The following is a 17,909-nucleotide window of genomic DNA, read 5'->3' as shown; positions in this document are numbered from 1 at the left end:
CCTCCCTTGTAGATCCCGCCGAAATGGACCACCCTTACAGCGACCTATAGGAACTGGAGGGCGCCGGATTGGCACAAAACATCACCAAGGGCGTCAAGGCCCTGCTGGCCGAGGCCAATGAGACCGTCACCACCATGTCGATCTCTGAAGCCAAGGAAAAGGCGCAAGACCCCGCCTATGTCTTTGTCGATCTGCGCGACATCCGCGAACTGCAACGCTCTGGCCTGATCCCCGGCGCCTTTTCCTGCCCCCGCGGCATGCTGGAGTTCTGGATTGATCCCGACAGCCCCTATCACAAGCCGGTGTTCAATCAGGACAAGACCTATGTGTTTTACTGCGCCAGCGCCTGGCGGTCCGCCCTGAGTGCCAAGATCGCCATGGAAATGGGGCTGAAACCTGTGATGCATCTCGAAGGCGGCTTTACCGCCTGGGAGAAGGCCGGCGGGCCTATCGTGCCACGGACAACCTGATGTCCCAGCCATCCCGGCAATTACACCCGGCCGCACGCGACTGCTAGCACTGGTGGCAGAACCTGCTATGGGTTCAAGGAGGGGTTTGTTTCAAACTGAACCACGGCCCTCACGGCCCAGACAGAGCAGGGACCATATCGTGCCGTCACGCCGACAAATCCTTCTGGCCTTGGTGAGCCTGGCTGCAGGCACCGGGCTCTCCACGGTGCCGGGGCGGCTCGTGGCGGCCAGCCAGACGCGGGCCCAGACTCCGGGTTATGCCCTGGATCTTGCCACCACAAAGGTAACATTTGGTTTTCGCCTCAATGGCAGTTGGCAAAACGGCACGATGCCTATTTCCAGCTCCCAGGTGGCGCTGGACCCCAAACAGCTGACCGACACCCGGGTTGCGGTTTCGCTGGATGCAAGGGCCGCCAGAACTGGTCTGATCTTTGCCACCAAGGCCATGACCGGCCCCAAAATTCTGGATGTCGCGCATTTTCCGACCATCCGCTTTGTCACCCGCCGCGTCCTGCTCGGCCCCGAAGGGCGCCTGTCCAATGGCGCTGAGCTCATCGGTGACCTCACCCTGCGCGGGATAACCCTGCCGCTTTCGCTGCAGATCGCCCTGTTTCGTCGCACCGGTAGCGCAGTGGATGATCTCAGCCGTCTGGATGTCACCCTCCAGGGCAGCCTGAGCCGTGCCGCCTATGGCGCATCGGGCTATGCGGGGCTGGTTGGCGACACTGTGCGTCTGGACATTCGCGCCGGTCTGCATCAGCTCGCTTAAAGTGTCCCCAACAGGCTGGATACGACATTTGCGGCGAAAAACCTCTTGCAACGCCCCCGGCATACAGCATTGAGTGCCTGTTATGCGTATGATCATTTCCTTTGCTGCCTTGTTCCTGTCGGTCGTGCTGTTGCAGTTTGCAACCGGAGGCGTCGGTCCGCTTGATGCGCTGTCCGGGTTTGCCCTGGGGTTTGACAAAGAACAGATCGGCCTGTTGGGCTCGGCGCATTTTCTGGGCTTTTTTGTGGGCTGCTGGTGGGCGCCGCGCCTGCTGGGCAGCATCGGCCATTCGCGCAGCTTTGCCGTTTGCACCGCGCTGGGAGCCATGGGGCTGATTGGCCATACGCTGACCAACGACCCCTATGCCTGGGCCGCCATGCGGATCGCCTCCGGGGTCTGTGTGGCTGGCAGCTATACGGTGATCGAAGCCTGGCTCAACGCCAAGGTCACCAATGAAACCCGCGGCCGCGCCATGGGCACCTACCGGCTGGTGGACATGGCCGGGTCACTGGGGGCGCAGCTGTTCATCGCGGTGCTGCCGCCTGCCTATTATGTCTCTTACAACCTGTTGGCGCTGCTGTGCTGTGCCGCCCTGCTGCCGCTCACCCTGACACGCGCCAGCCAGCCCGAGACCCCCAAGGCCCCGCGCCTGCGGCCTAAACTGGCCTGGCAGTGCTCCCCGCTGGCGGTCGCCGGGGTGATTGTCGCGGCGCTCAGCTCGGCCTCCTTTCGGATGGTTGGGCCGATTTATGGACAAGAGGTCGGGCTGGAAATCGACCAGATTGCCTTTTTCCTGGCCTCATTCGTTTTGGGTGGTGCGCTGGCGCAGTATCCAATGGGTTGGCTGGCCGACAAATATGATCGCCGCTGGGTGCTGATCTGGCTGTCGGCGGCGGCGGTGATCAGCTGCCTCATCACCATGATGGCCAGTCAAACCGGCACCCTTGGGGTGATGCTGGCAGCAGGGTTCTTTGGCCTCACCACCTTTCCGATTTTCTCGCTCTCCTCGGCACATGCCAATGATTTTGCCACCTCTGAACAACGGGTTGAGCTCTCGGCGGCTTTGATGTTCTTTTTTGCCCTTGGCGCAATTGCGGCCCCCTATGTGGCCTCCAGCCTGATCAGCAATTATGGGCCATCAGCCTTGTTTGCCTTTGTCGCTGTGGGTCATATTCTGCTGATGATATTTGGCCTGACCCGGATGCAAGCGCGGCCTGCGCCAAATGTCGAAGACCGGACCCGCTATGTCTATGCGCCGCGCACCTCTTTCACCATTGGGCGATTGCTGAAACGGGCGCGGGAGCGCAAATAAAAAGGGGCCGGAAACTCCCGGCCCTCTTTCCAAAATCTGTTAGATTGATCAGGCGGCGGAGCCCGGCTCGACCTCTGATGCCTCAGCCACCCCCTCAGATGGTTCATCAGCAGAGGAGGGTTTGGGTGCCTCAACCCCAAGTGCCGTACTGGCGATTCCGCTGACGCCATCTTCCATTGACAGGCCCAGCTCTTCGCCCAGCTTTTTCAGCGCCGGCATCTGCACCGCCATCCCCATGATCGAGTCCAACGCCTGGTTCACCACCGGCTTTTCACCGCTACCACCCTGCACGGCCTGGCCATTGCCGCCAGCGCCGCCCATTGGGCCAATACCGCCAACCTGATGGATCTTGATCGAGTCGATCTTTTCAGCAGGTTTCACCATCTCAGCGACGATCAAAGGCATCGCCTCCAGACGGGCCAGGTCAATCTTCATGCCGATCAGCTCAGCCGAGAGCGCATTTTCAGCGTCAACGATGGCGCGCTTCCCTTCGGCCTCGGCCAACATGTCGTTCTTTTTCGCCTCAGCGCGAATGTTGAGCGCATCTGCTTCGGCCTGGGCTTCCTCGCGGCGGGCCTCCGCCCGGTCGGCGGCGGCGTCTTTTTCTGCCTGGGCCGCAAGCCGGATGCCTGTGGCCTGGCGCTCGGCTTCGCGGGTGGCCTGGATCAGCACAATCTGCTTTTCACGCTCGGCTTCAGCCACCTGACGGGCGGTTGCCACGGCTTCGGTTGCCTTGGTCGCTTCGGCGCGGGCCAGATCGGCAGAGGCACGGGCGCGGCTTTCTTCTTCCGATTTTTGCTGAATGATAATCTGGCGTTCCTGCTCGGTCACCTCCAGCTCGCGCTCTTTGGTGATCTCAGCGACGCGGATCTTGCGCTCACGCTCAATATCGGCGGAACGAATGGCCTCTTCCCGCGCAATACGAGAGCGTTCAGTTTCGCGCACAGAATCTTCAGTCCGGGCAGCAATCTCAGCCTCCTGGGCCACGCGCAGGGTTTCCACCCGTTCCTTCTGTTCGATGCGGGCCTGCTCTTCGTCCTGTTCGATCAACAGTTTCTGACGCTGGGCCTCCATCGCCGCACGGCGCACCGACACGTCAGCATCCGCATCAATCTGGGCGCGCTCCATCTTTGATGTCGCAATCACCTCGGCCAGCTTGCGCATACCAACAGCGTTAAAGGCGTTGTTTTCGTCCAGCGCTTCAAACGGGGTCTGGTCCAGCGCTGTCAGTGACACGGATTCCAGTGAGAGACCGTTTTTGGTCAGATCCTCGGAAACGGCATTTTGCACCTCCTGGACAAAATCAGCCCGGTTTTCGTGCAATCCATCCATGGTCATCTGTGCTGCAACCGCGCGCAGACCATCAATCAGCTTGCCCTCAATCATCTCGCGCAGCTGCTCCACATCAAAGGTGCGATCCCCCAATGTCTGGGCTGCGCGGGCAATCCCCTCAGAGGTCGCCATGACCGAGACGTAGAATTCCACGCCAACGTCAACCCGCATCCGGTCCTGGGTGATCAGGGCCGCCTCGCCGTCGCGCTTCACTTCCAGGCGCAGGGTCTTCATGTTGACCGGGCTGACTTCATGCAGCAAAGGCACCACAAGAACGCCACCATCCATGATAACCTTCTTACCGCCTGAACCGGTTCTAATAAGGCTAACTTCGCGGGTTGAGCGCCGATACAAGCGCCCAAGCACCAGGCCAATAACAAGAAGCAGTGCCAGTACACTGGGCACACCAATAATCAGAAAATCCATTTGAATTTCTCCATCGTCCAATAAAATTTCGGCCGTTTGTTCGGTTGTTTGTTCAGCCGTTTGTTCGGTTGTTTGTTCAGCCGGTTGTTCAGCTGTTTGTTCGAGTAATTGTTCGGTTGTTTTCTTGGCCATATCAAACCCGCCTTTGTGTCAGCAGATGAATGGCTGCAATAGGCGTCATTCCGACAATGGGATCAGAACATAGGCATCCTGCCGCCTGTCCCGGATCACCAGCACTTCGGTGCCCTGTGTAATCTCTTCGCCCTTGGCAAAGGGTTCGGCGCGCAGATAATGCGCATTGCCATAACGATCCATCACCCGCACCTCGGCGGCGCGCCCTGTGGCAGCAGTGCCTTGGGTGATGACCCCCCGCCGCCGCCCCAGGCTACGATCTGATAGGGCTTCGGTTTCGGTCTGCGGCAAAACCCGCGCAAAAACAGCGCCAAAGCTGCGGGCAAACCACAGACCAAAGGCCCCCGCCGGAAGCGCAACCAACCAGGCCGACAGCGTAGCGGACAACAGGGATTTCACCCCCAGTTGCAGCCCGATACCGCTCAGGCCGAAACCCAGTAGCAACACGGCAAGCCAGATCAGCATCGGCATTTTTCCCAGCCCCAGCCAGCTGCCGACCCCGCCAGAGGCATCAACCGGCAGCGGGTCTTCGGCCAGGTCAACGCCATCAATATCCGCAAGATCAAGATCGCCCAGATCTCCTAGATCGCCCAGTGCATCCGCGTCTAGGGCCAGATCCCCCGCCACATCACCCATGTCACCCAGTTCAGGCCCCTCAGCGCCATCAAGCCCCGCCTCGGCCTCGCCGCTGCCAAGGAAACTCGCACCGATAAGCAGGGCCGCCAGTTCCAACCCGGCAAGGCCAAAGAGCAGCGCCAGCGCAAAGGTGAAGGGCAAAAACCCGGGATCAAGCAGGTAGTCAAACATCTATGGCAAGATCCTCGAAGCAAAAAATCGTTCAGTATGCAATGGTATGCAGTGTATCTGGTATTTTATCAGGGATATTTCAAGACATCCGGTGAATGACACACGTTATAGCTGCGCCGTAACAAATCGCAAAGACATGTAAAAGCGGTGTAAATGGGGCCTGACCCCAGGAGCGCTTTCAAAAATGCTCTGAAAGGTCCAGCCGGGGTTTTCGTGTCGCGCCGCATGGGGTAGACGGAGCTCTGACTTTACACATGGGTGGATGGCATGGCACGCGTTCTGATCACTTCGGCAATTCCCTACATTAACGGGATCAAGCACCTGGGAAATCTGGTAGGCAGTCAGTTGCCAGCGGATCTTTATGCCCGGTTCCAGCGTGCCACCGGCAACGAGGTGCTGTTTCTTTGTGCCACCGATGAACACGGCACCCCCGCCGAACTCGCCGCCGCCAAGGCGGGCAAGCCCGTCGAGGAATTCTGCGCCGAAATGCATGAGGTCCAGGCCGGAATTGCCAAGGGCTTTGGCCTCAGCTTTGATCACTTTGGCCGCTCTTCCAGCCCACAGAACCACGCGCTGACCCAGCATTTTGCCGGCAAGCTGGCCGAGGCAGGCCTGATCCGCGAAGTGGACGACAGCCAGATCTACTCTCACGCCGATGGCCGCTTCCTGCCCGACCGCTATGTCGAAGGCACCTGCCCCAACTGCGGCTTTGAAAAGGCGCGCGGCGATCAATGTGAAGAATGCACCAAGCAGCTGGACCCCACCGATCTGATCAATCCACGCTCGGCGATCTCCGGCTCTACCGATCTGGAAGTCCGCGCCACCAAACATCTGTTCCTGTGCCAAAGCCAGATGAAGGACCAACTGGACGCCTGGATCAACAGCAAAGCCGACTGGCCCGTGCTGACCACCTCGATCGCCAAAAAATGGCTGCATGACGGCGACGGCTTGCAGGATCGCGGCATCACCCGTGATCTCGACTGGGGGATCCCGGTCAAAAAAGGCACCGAGGACTGGCCCGGCATGGAAGGCAAGGTGTTCTACGTCTGGTTCGACGCACCCATCGAATACATCGCCGCCGCTGGCGAATGGGCCGAGGCCAATGGCAAAACGGATGCCGATTGGCAACGCTGGTGGCGCACCGACATGGGCGCCGACGATGTGAAATACGTCCAGTTCATGGGCAAGGACAACGTGCCTTTCCACACCCTGTCCTTCCCGGCCACCATCTTGGGCTCTGGTGAACCCTGGAAGCTGGTCGACCACCTCAAAAGCTTCAACTACCTGAACTATGACGGCGGCCAGTTCTCCACCAGCCAGGGGCGCGGAATCTTCATGGATCAGGCGCTGGAAATCCTGCCGGCCGATTATTGGCGCTGGTGGCTGCTCAGCCATGCCCCCGAAAGCTCTGACGCCGAATTCACCTGGGAGAATTTCCAGCAGTCCGTGAACAAGGACCTTGCGGATGTGCTGGGCAACTTCGTCAGCCGCATCACCAAGTTCTGCCGCTCCAAATTTGGCGAAGCTGTTCCCGAATCCGCCCCCTATGGCGAACCAGAGCAGGCGCTGATTGCGGACCTTACCAGCCGCATTCGTGCCTATGAGCAGCACATGGAAAACATGGAAGTGCGCAAATCCGCTCAGGAGCTGCGGGCGATCTGGGTTGCCGGCAACGAATACCTGCAAAGCACCGCCCCCTGGTCGACATTCAAGACCAACCCCGAACTGGCTGCCACCCAGGTGCGTCTTGGCCTCAACCTGATCCGGCTCTATGCGGTGCTGAGCGCGCCCTTTATTCCCACCGCCTCCGAGGCGCTGATGCAGGCGCTGAACTGCGACGACAGCAGCTGGCCGACTGATGTAGAGGCCGCGCTGTCCACATTGCCTGTGGGCCATGGGTTTAGCGTACCGGAAAATCTCTTTGCCAAAATCACCGACGAACAACGGGAAGACTGGCAAGAGCGCTTCGCCGGGACCCGCGACTAACAACGCCTCCTCAAGGTGCCAATCCGGCGCGCGCAAGCGCGCCAAAACCTGCAAAGCCCGCCTTATTCAAGGCGGGCTTTTCCTTTTGGCAGCGCCGCTTCTGCCTCCCTTGGTTCAGACCGGGAAAATCACCAACACTGTTTCCCGTTTGTAGAATAATACATCGCGAAGTAATATTTTCCGACAAAAATAGTCAGAAAGGGTTTTCTGATAGATTTAATCAGGTATAAAGCCCGCAGCCAACCTGACTCGACAGGCCAGCCCGGAGCCACATCACACAAATAGAAATTGCCACCATGTCGATCAAAAACCACCAGACCCGCACGCCTTCCCCCTGCCCCAATCCTGAAACGGCGGTGGAGCGCGAGGCAATTTGGGCCCCGGTTTTTGCCCCCAGCGGCGCCCTAAGCGGCCTGTGCCTGGAATGGCTTTTGGACAAGGCGGAATTCAACAATGGGCGACCCACATGAACCAGATGACATCAAACCCAGTGCCAACCACCGCAGCATCTCCCGAAGTATTCCCAACCTACCACGCTGAGGATCTTACCCGTGGGGGCATTCAGGCCCGCATTCTGCTCAACGGCCAGGTCTACAGCCTGCGCATCACCCGCGCCGGAAAGCTGATTCTGACCAAATGAGCCTACCGCAGGTCTGCAGACGTGGCAGCACTGCGCCCCCTGCCGGCGCGGCTCCGGTGACCCTTCATAGACCCCCTCAAGCGACACTATCCAAGGATTTCACAATGAAAAATCTGTTTTTGACGGGCTCTGCCCTGGCAGGTCTCGCCCTCGGCGCGGCACCAGTTCTGGCCGCGAGCAAGGCCGAGGTTCTGGCCAACTATGCCAATATCGCCGAAGCCACCTACCAAGACAGCCTCGCCACCGCCCAGACGCTGCAAAGTGCCGTAAATGCCTTGGTCGCCGCGCCCTCCGCCGAGGCCCTGACCGCCGCCCGTCACGCCTGGCTGGCCGCCCGCGTGCCCTACCAGCAGTCCGAAGTCTTCCGCTTTGGCAATGCCGTTGTTGACGATTGGGAAGGCAAAGTGAACGCCTGGCCGCTGGATGAAGGCCTGATCGACTATGTGGATACCGCCTATGGTGGCCCCAGCGATGAAAACGCTCTGGCAGCGCTGAACGTGATCGCCAATCCGAGCTTTGATCTGTCTGGCAAAACCATCGACACCAGTGCCATTACCCCGGCGCTGCTCTCCGATACGCTACACGAGGCCGATGGCGTCGAGGCCAATGTGGCCACCGGCTATCACGCCATTGAATTTCTGCTCTGGGGTCAGGATCTGAACGGCACCGACCACGGCGCAGGCAACCGCCCCTGGACCGACTATGCGACAGGTGACAGCTGCACCAATGGTCATTGCGACCGCCGTGGCGCCTACCTGAAAGCCGCCACCGACCTGTTGGTTTCTGATCTGCAATGGATGGCAGCCCAATGGGACGCGACCGGCGCAGCCCGCTCCACCCTGCTGACCAATGAAGGCGCCGGGATTTCTGCCATGCTCACTGGCATGGGATCTCTGTCCTATGGCGAACAAGCGGGCGAGCGCATGCGCCTGGGCCTGATGCTGAATGATCCCGAAGAAGAGCACGACTGCTTTTCCGACAATACCCATAACAGCCATTACTACGATGGCCTCGGCGTGCAAAACGTCTACCTCGGTGAATATGTACGGGTGAATGGCGCGCTGATCTCTGGCCCGTCGCTGTCCGATCTGGTCGCCGCCGCCGAGCCGAGCCTGGACCATGAAATGCAGACCAAACTGTCCACTACCATGCGGGCCCTGGGGCGGATCAAATCCACTGCCGAAGCCGGCTTTTCCTATGACCAGATGTTGCAACAGGGCAATGCCGCAGGCGAGGCCCTGATCATGGGGGGCGTCAATGGGCTGGTGGATCAAACCCGGTCAATCGAGCGCGTGGTCAAACTGCTCAATCTGAATGGTTTGGAATTTGAAGGCTCAGACAGTCTTGACAATCCTTCGGCGGTCTTCGAATAAAGATCTGCAACGTAATATCATAACACTCCATCAGAGCTAAGACCCAAGAGGCCTGGCAAATCCAAACAGCCAGGCCTCCCCACCAGAAAGAAGACCGTCCATGAATACCAAGACCAAAGCCGCGCTGGCTTTCAGCGCGCCCCTATTGCTGTGCGCAAATGCTGCCGCTGCCGAACAAGGCTTCACCTGGGAAGGTGAAATCGAAATTGGCAACGAACAGGTTGTCTCCTCCGATGTGCCGCCAATGAAATCCGCAACACCTATGCCATCATCACCGCCACCGGCACCTATACCTTTGGCAATGGCATGGCGATCTTTTCGACCCTGACCGGTGAGAGCGTCACCGATCCAACCGCCGATCGCACCTTTGACGACCTTGGGCTCTATGTCGAAGAGCTCGGCTTTAGCTTTGGCATCGGTGAATCCACCACCGTCGCCATTGGTAAGCTGCACCCGGTTTTTGGCTCCGCCTGGGATGACACCGCTGGCTTTTTTGGCGGCACGCTTGCCGAAGACTATGAGCTGACAGAACAGTTGGGCATCCTGGCCGATGTCGAACTGAACGGTGCCGGCACCCTGTCCTTTGGCCTGTTCTTTGCCGATGACACCTCGCTCAGCCGCTCCTGGGGCACGGATCGCGGCCGCAACCGCTCCGATACCGGCGGCGCGGGCAACACCGGTAAGTTGGACAGCTTTGCCATTCAATGGAACCACGAGGTGGACAACACCCGTTTCCACATCGGCGCGCGGCACCTGAGCGCCAGTGTCGGCGACGTGGATGACGAACAGGGCTTTGTTGCCGGTCTTGGCCATTCTTTTGACGCTGGCCTGGATGTCTTTGCTGAGGTTGCCAGCTTTAGCAATTTTGGCGGCACAGCCGATGACGCGACTTTTGTGACCCTGAACGCGGCCTATGCCATGGGCGACTGGACCCTGTCGGGCACCCTGTCGCAGCGTGACCTGGACAGTTCCGGCAAAACCGACCTGCACTCGATTGCGCTGGAGCGCGAGTTCAGCAACGGCATGGTTCTGGGCGGCGCTTTGGCGCGGCAGGATGATGGTGGCGTAAAAGATACCATTGTTGGTCTCAACCTGATCATTCCACTCGGCGGCTAATAGCGAGGATACCTGCGGGCTCAACACCGCAATTGCAGCTGATCTGACGGGTTACGCCTTCCCTCGGACCCCGCCAGAATCGCCACACGGCAAATGGGCCGCAGCTTTGCGGCCCATATTTTTTTGCAAACCCCTATTACCCGATAGAAACAATCAGATTTAACCCTTGTATTCTGATTGTTTTAGTCAGATATTGCATCGACTCGATAGAACCACGGTGCCACACATTCTCAGGGGTCTTTTGCATGATCATCTGCCACTGCACTTCAATTTCGGACCACGATATCCATGCCGCCATTGACTGGATGCGCAGCGCGGATCCGGAAACCATTATCACCCCTGGAAAAATCTATCACGCGCTTGGCAAAGCGGCCGATTGTGGCGGATGCATGCCGCTCTTCCTCGACACCATGCGCAGCAATGATAGAATGAACGTACCGGCAGAGCTGCAGAACCTACGCCGCAGAACAACTCAGGAGAGCACCAATGAAGGGCGACCCCAAAGTCATCGACTATCTCAACAAAGCGCTGCGTCATGAGCTGACAGCGGTCAGCCAATACTGGCTCCACTATCGCCTGCAGGACGACTGGGGCCTGGGCAGCATGGCCAAGAAAAGCCGCGAGGAAAGCATCGAAGAGATGCAGCACGCGGACAATCTGATTGAACGAATTCTGTTTCTGGGCGGCCACCCCAACCTGCAAAAGCTGGATCCGCTGCGCATCGGCCAGACGCCTAAGGAAACGCTGGAATGCGATCTTGCCGCCGAAGAAAGCGCCCGGGCGCTGTACAAAGAGGCGCGCGAGGTCTGCAACGAGGCCGGCGATTACGTCACCATGAAGCTGTTTGAAACATTGATGGCAGACGAAGAAGGCCATATCGACTTCCTCGAAACCCAGCTTGACCTCCACGACCGGATTGGTGCCGAAAACTATGCACAACTCAACGCCACCAAAATGGAAGCGGTTGAAGAGTAAGCTCCTTCTGGCTGCCGCGCTTGCGGCGGCCTCTCCCGCCTTGGCCCAGGACCCCACACCTGCGCCACCCCTGGATTTGTCAGCCCTGTCGCTGGGGGATCCCCACCTAAACACCCTGCCGCGCAGCGCTGCAGAGCAGGCCCGCGTGGCCAATGTGACCGCAGCGACCCAGGATTTTACCGCCCCCGAAGCGTTTGAGGACAACCCCGGCGGCAGCGCCACTGTTCGGGCGCGCCGCGATGATGAGGCTTTTTCCCAGCACAGCGCCAATCTCTCCTTTGAACAAGAGCTGGAATTCAAGCTCGGCAACGGCTTGTTCAAAAAGATCTGGGTGTTCGCGCCTGCCTCGACGCTGGCCTCCGACGGGCTGGGACCCCTTTATAATGCCCGCAGCTGCCAGCGCTGCCACATCAAGGATGGGCGCGGCGCGGTTCCCAAAGGCCCGGACTACCGCTCGGCCTCGATGTTTTTGCGCATTTCCGTCCCCGGCGAGACGCCACAGAACCTGCAGGCGGTGACAGATTACATCGGCACCGCCCCTGACCCCACCTATGGCGGCCAGTTGCAGGATTTTTCCCCACCCGGCATCGCGCCGGAATACCGGCTGGGGGTGGACTACAGCACATCGACCATCCCCCTGGCAGGTGCCGAAACGGCCGAGCTGCGCATCCCCAGCTACAGCGCCGCGGAACTTGGCTATGGCCCGCTGCACCCAGACGCCATGTTGTCGCCCCGCATGGCACCGCCAATGATTGGTCTGGGATTGCTGGAGGCGATCTCGACAGCGGATATCCTCGCTAATGTCGATGAGGGTGACAGAAATGGTGACGGCATATCCGGGCGTGCCAACCTCAGCTGGTCGCGCGAATATCAGCAGATCATGCTGGGGCGCTTTGGCTATAAGGCCGGCATGCCAACCCTGCACCAGCAATCGGCAGCGGCCTTTTCCGGTGATATCGGCATCTCGACACCGCTGTTCCCCAGCCCAGCGGGGGATTGCACCACAGCACAAACCCGCTGCCTCAGCGCCCCCCATGGGGATGGCGATGTCCGTGGCAGCGAAATTGACCAGGCCAATATGGATCTGGTGACCTTCTATTCCCGCAACCTGGCCGTACCTGCGCGCCGCGACAGCGATGATGCTCAGGTGCTACGCGGCAAGGAGCTGTTTTACGCCAGCGGCTGCACCAGCTGCCACACGCCCAAATTTGTCACCCAGCGATTGGCGGATCGGCCCGAGAACAGCTTTCAACTGATCTGGCCCTATAGTGACCTGCTGCTACATGACATGGGCGAAGGGCTGGCCGATAACCGCCCCGAAGGCCGCGCCACGGGTCGCGAGTGGCGCACCGCCCCGCTTTGGGGGATCGGGTTGACCCAGCAGGTAAACCCGGACGCGACCTATCTGCATGACGGCCGCGCCCGCAGCCTGCTGGAGGCTATTCTCTGGCATGGCGGCGAGGCAAAACCCGCACGTGATCATATTATCTCGCTGTCACCCGATGACCGCGCCACCCTCATTCGTTTTCTGGAGAGCCTCTGATTTGAAACATCTTCTGTTTGCGCTTGCCGCCAGCCTCGCGCTTGTCACCACTGCCGCGCACGCGGATGTGGTGGATGAAATCCTCGACGATCAGATCCTGCCCGCCATGCAGGCCCTGGTCGACAGCAGCCAGGATCTGGCCGAAACCGCCGGTCGCACATGCCAGCCCGATGCCGCCCCACTGCAAAACGCCTACAGCCAGGCCTTTGACGACTGGACTCGGGTCAGCCACCTGCGCTTTGGCCCTACTGAGACGGACAATCGCGCCTTTGCCCTGGCTTTTTGGCCCGACAGTCGCGGCAAGACACCCAAAACCCTGGCCAAACACCTGCGTGACGCCGATCCCGCCCTGCTGACGCCGCAGGGTTTTGCTCAGTCCTCAATTGCCGGACGTGGCTTCTATGCGCTGGAGTTCATGCTCTACGATGCCAGTTTTTCCAGCGCCGAACCCTCGGAGTATCGCTGCGCCCTGATTGCCACCATGGCCCGCGATATTGCCGCCACGGCTGAGGCCATTCAGCAGGACTGGCAACAATCCTATGCGGCGCAGATGCGCAGTGCCACCGGGCGCTATCAGGATAACACCGAGGTCAAGCAAGAGCTTTTCAAGTCGCTGCACACAGGGTTGCAGATGCTGGCGGATATGCGTTTGGGCCGCCCTTTGGGCAGTTTTGACAAACCCCGCCCCAAACGCGCCGAGGCCTGGCGCTCGGGCCGCAGCCAGCACCATATCGTCCTGGCTCTGCAAGCGCTGCAGCCGCTGGCCGTCGCGCTGGCGCAGGATGACGACGATCTGGTGGCGCGACTGGAAGCCGCCTTTCAAAAACCGATCCTGCGCGCCCTGCGTCTGGAAGATCCCAGCCTCGCAGGGGTTGCCGATCCGGCCAAACGGTTCCGCATCGAGGCGCTACAGCAAGAGGTCAACGATCTGCAGGCGCTGATTGAGAGCGATCTGGGGCCCGCGCTGGGGGTTTTGGCCGGCTTTAACGCACTGGACGGCGACTGACAGCCGTCAACACGGAACAGCACACGGCACAAAGGACAGCCCATGACCTCTCGACGCGGTTTTATCGCCGGCCTATTGGCCACTGGCCTGGCCCCCGCCCCAAGCTGGGCTGACCTTGGCGGGCCGGCCTTCCTGGCGGCTGCCAAAGATCCCGGTGGGCGCTACCTGCTGGCAGGCCTGTCTGAAACCGGGGCACTGCGTTTTACCTGCCCGCTGCCGGGGCGCGGCCATGCCGCCGCCGCCCATCCCCTCCGCCCCGAGGCCGTAGCCTTTGCCCGCCGTCCTGGTCGCTTTGCCGATGTCATCGACTGCAGGGATGGCACCCATCTGGCCCGTCTGGAGCCACCGCAGGGGCACCACTTTTATGGTCATGGCTTGTTCTCGCGGGATGGCAGCCGCCTGTTCACCACTGAGAACGACTATGAAAATACCCGTGGCGTGATCGGCATTTGGGAGGTCACGCAGGGGTACCGCCGCATTGGCAGTTTTGCCTCCGGCGGGATCGGCCCCCATGACATGCTGCTGCGCCACAGCCAGGGCGGTGACCAGCTGGCCATTGCCAATGGCGGCATTGAAACGCACCCCGACAGCGGCCGCGCCAAGCTGAATCTGCCACAGATGCGCCCGAACCTCAGCCTATTGTCCCTGGAGGGTCAGGTGCTGGACGTGATGGAGCTGAATCAAGAGTTGCGCCTGAACTCGATCCGCCACCTTGCCCTGTCATCAACGGGCATCTTGGGTTTTGCCATGCAATGGCAGGGGGATCCCGGTGCGGAGCTGCCGCTGCTGGGGCTGTATCAACCCGGCTCCCCACCGCAGCTTTTGGCAGAGGGCGACCCCCGGCTGCGCAATATGCGCGGCTATGGCGGCTCTGTTGCCTTTGCCGCCGACGACCAATCCATCGCGGTGTCCTCCCCCAGAGGCGGGCTGGTGCAGGTATTGGACACCCGCAGTGGTGAAATCATGCGCCAATATCCCCTGCAGGATGTCTGCGGCCTGGCCACCGCCAGCACTGGGTTGATCGCCAGCACCGGGCTTGGCCAGATCTTGGCGTTGACCGAAGGCACAGCAAAACCACTGCAGCACCACGATCTGGCCTGGGACAACCACCTGATCCGCCTGACCTGATGCCCCCGCCTGAAAGCAGGGATACACACCCATGTGTTTTCGATATTTCATATATCGCAAGCAAAACGAAAACATATGGTGACAAAACTCATATGATCCGATAGGCATTCCCACAAAAAGGAAAGCCCATGGACGCCACGAGTCGCCACAGCAAGATTCTAGACCTGCTGAACAGCCAGGAACGGGTAGAGGTTGAGGACCTCGCGGCGCGCTTTGGGGTGTCTTTGCAGACAGTTCGCACCGACCTGCGGGATCTATCTGCGCGCGGAGTGTTGTCGCGGGTGCATGGGGGCGCGGTGCGGGTTAGCTCTGCCGCCAATCGTGCCTATGCCGACCGGCGCAAGCAAAACGCCACCGCAAAACAGACCATGGCAACCCTCCTGGCCGAGTTTATCCCCGACAATTGTTCGCTGGCGATCAACATCGGCACCTCGACCGAACAGGCGGCACGGGCCCTGGAAAACCATCGCGGCCTTACCGTATTATCAAACAATATCAACATTATAAATCTGATGATGGGTGGCGAGGCAAAAGAGCTGATCCTGGTTGGCGGCACCGTCCGGCAAAGCGACGGGGCGATCATCGGCGAAGATGCGGTTGAATTCATCTCTCGCTACAAGGTCGATTACGCCATCATCGGTGCCTCAGCGCTGGATGAGGACGGCGCCGTGCTGGACCATGATGCCCGTGAAGTCTCCGTCGCCCGTGCCATCCTGAAAAACGCACGGCGCACCATCCTGCTCTGTGATGGCAGCAAATTTGCCCGCTCCGCGCCCGTGCGGATCTGCGGTCTGGCCGATCTGGATGTGGTGATCACCGATCAACGGCCCCCCGCCCCCTTCTGCGAAGCCGCCCGTGCGGCGGGCACGCAAATCTTGTGCACGGAATCGCAGGAGATCAAAAACGAAAGCAGCGAAAATGACCGGATCCAAAATGACTGAGCCCAAAATCACCGATCTCTTTATCATTGGCGGCGGCATCAATGGCTGCGGCATCGCCCGCGACGCTGCCGGACGTGGCCTCACTGTCACCCTGGCCGAGATGAACGATCTCGCCTCGGCCACCTCTTCTGCCTCAACCAAGCTGTTTCACGGCGGCTTGCGTTATCTGGAGTATTTTGAGTTCCGGCTGGTGCGCGAAGCCCTGATTGAACGCGAAGTTCTGCTGCAGGCGATGCCGCATATTTCCTGGCCGATGCGCTTTGTGCTGCCCTTCCACAAGGACATGCGGTTCGACAACGACACGCCGACCTCAAAACTGCTGACAACCTTTATGCCCTGGATGAAAGGGCGGCGCCCGGCCTGGCTGATCCGCCTGGGATTGTTCCTGTATGATTCCCTGGGCAAGCGCGGCATCCTGCCGGGCACCAGCACGGTGGATCTGACCACGGATGAGGCGGGCCGGCCGCTGAAATCGAAATTCAAAAAGGCCTTTGAATACTCTGACTGCTGGGTCGAAGACGCCCGGCTGGTGGTGCTCAACGCCCGCGATGCGCAGGCCCGTGGTGCCACGATCATGACCCGTACCGAGGTCTTGCATGCAGAGCGACGCGCCGATCACTGGGTCATCACCGTCAAGGATCACGCCAGCGGCGAAACCGCAGAGCATCACGCCAAGATGCTGGTCAATGCAGGCGGGCCATGGGTTGCCGACCTGCTGCGCCAGACCCTGGGCCAAAACAGCCGCGAAACCGTGCGTCTGGTACGCGGCAGCCATATCGTGGTGCCAAAACTGTTTGACCACGGCCGCTGCTATTTCTTTCAGGGTGAGGACGGCCGGATTATCTTTGCCATCCCCTATGAGGAAGACTTTACCCTCATCGGCACCACCGATGCGGACCACCCGAACCCACAGGTCGCACCGGAATGCGCCCCGGAAGAGCAGGATTATCTGGTCAAATTTGCCTCGCAGTATTTTGACAAGCCGATCAGCCGCGCGGATGTGGTCTGGACGTATTCCGGGGTGCGCCCGCTCTATGATGACGGGGCCAGCTCGGCCACGGCGGCAACCCGCGAATATGTGCTGACGCTGGACCAAACCCAGGCGCCGCTGCTCAATGTTTTTGGCGGCAAGATCACCACGTACCGCAAACTGGCCGAGGCCGCCCTGGCCAAGATTGGCGAGGCCCTGCCGGGGCTCTCGGACAACTGGACCGCCGGGGTGGCCATGCCCGGTGGCAATTTTTTGGTCGCGGATGTGGCCAGGCTGACGGCAAAACTGGCCAGCGATTATCCCTTCCTGTCCGCCTATGCCAACCGCCGCCTGATGCGCGCCTATGGGCTGGAGGCCTGGGAGGTGTTGGGCGATGCCAAAACCGCGCAGGATCTGGGCCAGGAGTTTGGCGCAACCATCACCGCGCGCGAGCTGGACTGGGTAATCAAAAACGAATGGGTGCGCACAGGCGACGATTTCCTACTGCGCCGCACCAAGCTGAACCTGCGCCTGGATCCTGATCAGCGCGTCGCGGTAGACACCTACATTCGCAGCAAACTGACCTAAGCGCGGTAACCACACCAATTGGCAGTATCAGCCCAGAGCACCCCCTGGGCTGATATGAACTTAAAATTCCACGCCTTTTTGCGCCTTAACACCAGCGCGGAACGGGTGCTTGATCTGGCCCATTTCGGTGACCAGATCGGCAATCTCGATCAGTTCTTCTTTGGCATTACGCCCGGTCAAAACCACATGGGTCATCGGGGGCTTTTCTTCCACCAGGAATTCCAGCACCTCTTCCAGATCCAGATAATCATAGCGCAGGGCGATGTTAATCTCGTCCAGCAGGACCATCCGCAAGGTGTCGTCCAGAATCAGGGATTTGGCCTTTTCCCACCCTGCCTCGGCCGCAGCAATGTCACGGGCCTTGTCCTGTGTCTCCCAGGTAAAACCTTCGCCCA

Annotated in this window: 19 protein-coding genes; 16 read left to right on the top strand and 3 right to left on the bottom strand. The window is 60.0% G+C overall.

Annotated elements, in window-relative coordinates; all coding sequences use genetic code 11:
• Window positions 1-68: 68 nt before the first annotated feature.
• The 3 genes from QZ268_RS08055 to QZ268_RS08045 all read left to right on the top strand — a co-directional run bounded on the left by QZ268_RS08055 (window position 69) and on the right by QZ268_RS08045 (window position 2,551).
• Entirely contained in the window at window positions 69-470 is a 402-nt protein-coding gene (locus QZ268_RS08055) for a rhodanese-like domain-containing protein (RefSeq protein WP_295450697.1), read from the top strand.
• Window positions 471-609: 139 nt separating this feature from the next.
• On the top strand, window positions 610-1,239 hold the full coding sequence (locus QZ268_RS08050; RefSeq protein ID WP_295450695.1) for a YceI family protein: 630 nt from the start codon (window positions 610-612) through the stop codon (window positions 1,237-1,239).
• 82 nt (window positions 1,240-1,321) lie between these two features.
• On the top strand, window positions 1,322-2,551 hold the full coding sequence (locus tag QZ268_RS08045; RefSeq protein ID WP_295450693.1) for an MFS transporter: 1,230 nt from the start codon (window positions 1,322-1,324) through the stop codon (window positions 2,549-2,551).
• A 48-nt stretch (window positions 2,552-2,599) separates the two neighbouring features.
• Here the strand turns inward: QZ268_RS08045 and QZ268_RS08040 are convergent, their stop codons facing one another.
• Both QZ268_RS08040 and QZ268_RS08035 read right to left on the bottom strand, forming a co-directional pair.
• On the bottom strand, window positions 2,600-4,309 hold the full coding sequence (locus QZ268_RS08040; protein ID WP_295450691.1) for a flotillin domain-containing protein: 1,710 nt from the start codon (window positions 4,307-4,309) through the stop codon (window positions 2,600-2,602).
• A 177-nt stretch (window positions 4,310-4,486) separates the two neighbouring features.
• Window positions 4,487-5,248: an OB-fold-containig protein gene (locus QZ268_RS08035; protein WP_295450688.1), complete on the bottom strand. Its 762-nt coding sequence runs from the start codon at window positions 5,246-5,248 to the stop codon at window positions 4,487-4,489.
• Window positions 5,249-5,515: 267 nt separating this feature from the next.
• On the opposite strand from QZ268_RS08035, the gene metG reads away from it, so the two are divergent.
• From metG to glpD, 13 genes are all read left to right on the top strand, one after another.
• The gene (gene metG, locus QZ268_RS08030) at window positions 5,516-7,234 is read left to right on the top strand and encodes a methionine--tRNA ligase (protein ID WP_295450686.1); all 1,719 of its coding nucleotides are present in this window, start codon (window positions 5,516-5,518) and stop codon (window positions 7,232-7,234) included.
• 296 nt (window positions 7,235-7,530) lie between these two features.
• Window positions 7,531-7,704: a hypothetical protein gene (locus QZ268_RS08025; protein ID WP_295450682.1), complete on the top strand. Its 174-nt coding sequence runs from the start codon at window positions 7,531-7,533 to the stop codon at window positions 7,702-7,704.
• Window positions 7,701-7,874 carry a hemin uptake protein HemP gene (locus tag QZ268_RS08020; protein ID WP_295450679.1) on the top strand — a complete coding sequence of 58 codons (174 nt, stop codon included), beginning with the start codon at window positions 7,701-7,703 and terminating at the stop codon, window positions 7,872-7,874. Before QZ268_RS08025 ends, QZ268_RS08020 begins: the two co-directional genes overlap by 4 nt.
• Window positions 7,875-7,978: 104 nt before the next feature.
• On the top strand, window positions 7,979-9,247 hold the full coding sequence (locus tag QZ268_RS08015) for an imelysin family protein (protein ID WP_295450676.1): 1,269 nt from the start codon (window positions 7,979-7,981) through the stop codon (window positions 9,245-9,247).
• Window positions 9,248-9,347: 100 nt separating this feature from the next.
• The gene (locus QZ268_RS08010; RefSeq protein ID WP_295450674.1) at window positions 9,348-9,575 is read left to right on the top strand and encodes a hypothetical protein; all 228 of its coding nucleotides are present in this window, start codon (window positions 9,348-9,350) and stop codon (window positions 9,573-9,575) included.
• Window positions 9,554-10,363, top strand: coding sequence for a hypothetical protein (locus QZ268_RS08005; protein ID WP_295450672.1), 810 nt, complete (start codon window positions 9,554-9,556; stop codon window positions 10,361-10,363). The genes QZ268_RS08010 and QZ268_RS08005 overlap by 22 nt, the downstream gene beginning before the upstream one ends.
• Window positions 10,364-10,608: 245 nt before the next feature.
• Complete coding sequence (locus QZ268_RS08000; protein ID WP_295450670.1) at window positions 10,609-10,902, top strand: (2Fe-2S)-binding protein; 294 nt, start codon at window positions 10,609-10,611, stop codon at window positions 10,900-10,902.
• Complete coding sequence (gene bfr / locus QZ268_RS07995) at window positions 10,850-11,338, top strand: bacterioferritin (protein WP_295450667.1); 489 nt, start codon at window positions 10,850-10,852, stop codon at window positions 11,336-11,338. Before QZ268_RS08000 ends, bfr begins: the two co-directional genes overlap by 53 nt.
• The gene (locus QZ268_RS07990) at window positions 11,328-12,881 is read left to right on the top strand and encodes a di-heme oxidoredictase family protein (protein WP_295450664.1); all 1,554 of its coding nucleotides are present in this window, start codon (window positions 11,328-11,330) and stop codon (window positions 12,879-12,881) included. Before bfr ends, QZ268_RS07990 begins: the two co-directional genes overlap by 11 nt.
• A gap of 1 nt (window position 12,882) precedes the next feature.
• Window positions 12,883-13,887: an imelysin family protein gene (locus tag QZ268_RS07985; protein ID WP_295450661.1), complete on the top strand. Its 1,005-nt coding sequence runs from the start codon at window positions 12,883-12,885 to the stop codon at window positions 13,885-13,887.
• Window positions 13,888-13,929: 42 nt separating this feature from the next.
• Entirely contained in the window at window positions 13,930-15,015 is a 1,086-nt protein-coding gene (locus QZ268_RS07980) for a DUF1513 domain-containing protein (protein ID WP_295450658.1), read from the top strand.
• Between the two features lie 128 nt (window positions 15,016-15,143).
• The gene (locus QZ268_RS07975; RefSeq protein ID WP_295450655.1) at window positions 15,144-15,956 is read left to right on the top strand and encodes a DeoR/GlpR family DNA-binding transcription regulator; all 813 of its coding nucleotides are present in this window, start codon (window positions 15,144-15,146) and stop codon (window positions 15,954-15,956) included.
• A complete protein-coding gene (gene glpD / locus QZ268_RS07970) occupies window positions 15,949-17,514 on the top strand; it encodes a glycerol-3-phosphate dehydrogenase (RefSeq protein ID WP_295450652.1) in 1,566 nt (521 codons plus the stop codon). Before QZ268_RS07975 ends, glpD begins: the two co-directional genes overlap by 8 nt.
• Before the next feature lie 60 nt (window positions 17,515-17,574).
• Here glpD and QZ268_RS07965 read toward each other — a convergent pair.
• Window positions 17,575-17,909: cob(I)yrinic acid a,c-diamide adenosyltransferase (locus QZ268_RS07965; RefSeq protein ID WP_295450649.1), on the bottom strand; the 335-nt coding region annotated here is incomplete at its 5' end.

Source organism: uncultured Pseudophaeobacter sp. (assembly GCA_905479575.1).
GTDB lineage: Bacteria > Pseudomonadota > Alphaproteobacteria > Rhodobacterales > Rhodobacteraceae > Pseudophaeobacter.
Note: the sequence above shows the minus strand (reverse complement) of the source record. Positions and strands in the feature narration are given on the sequence as shown.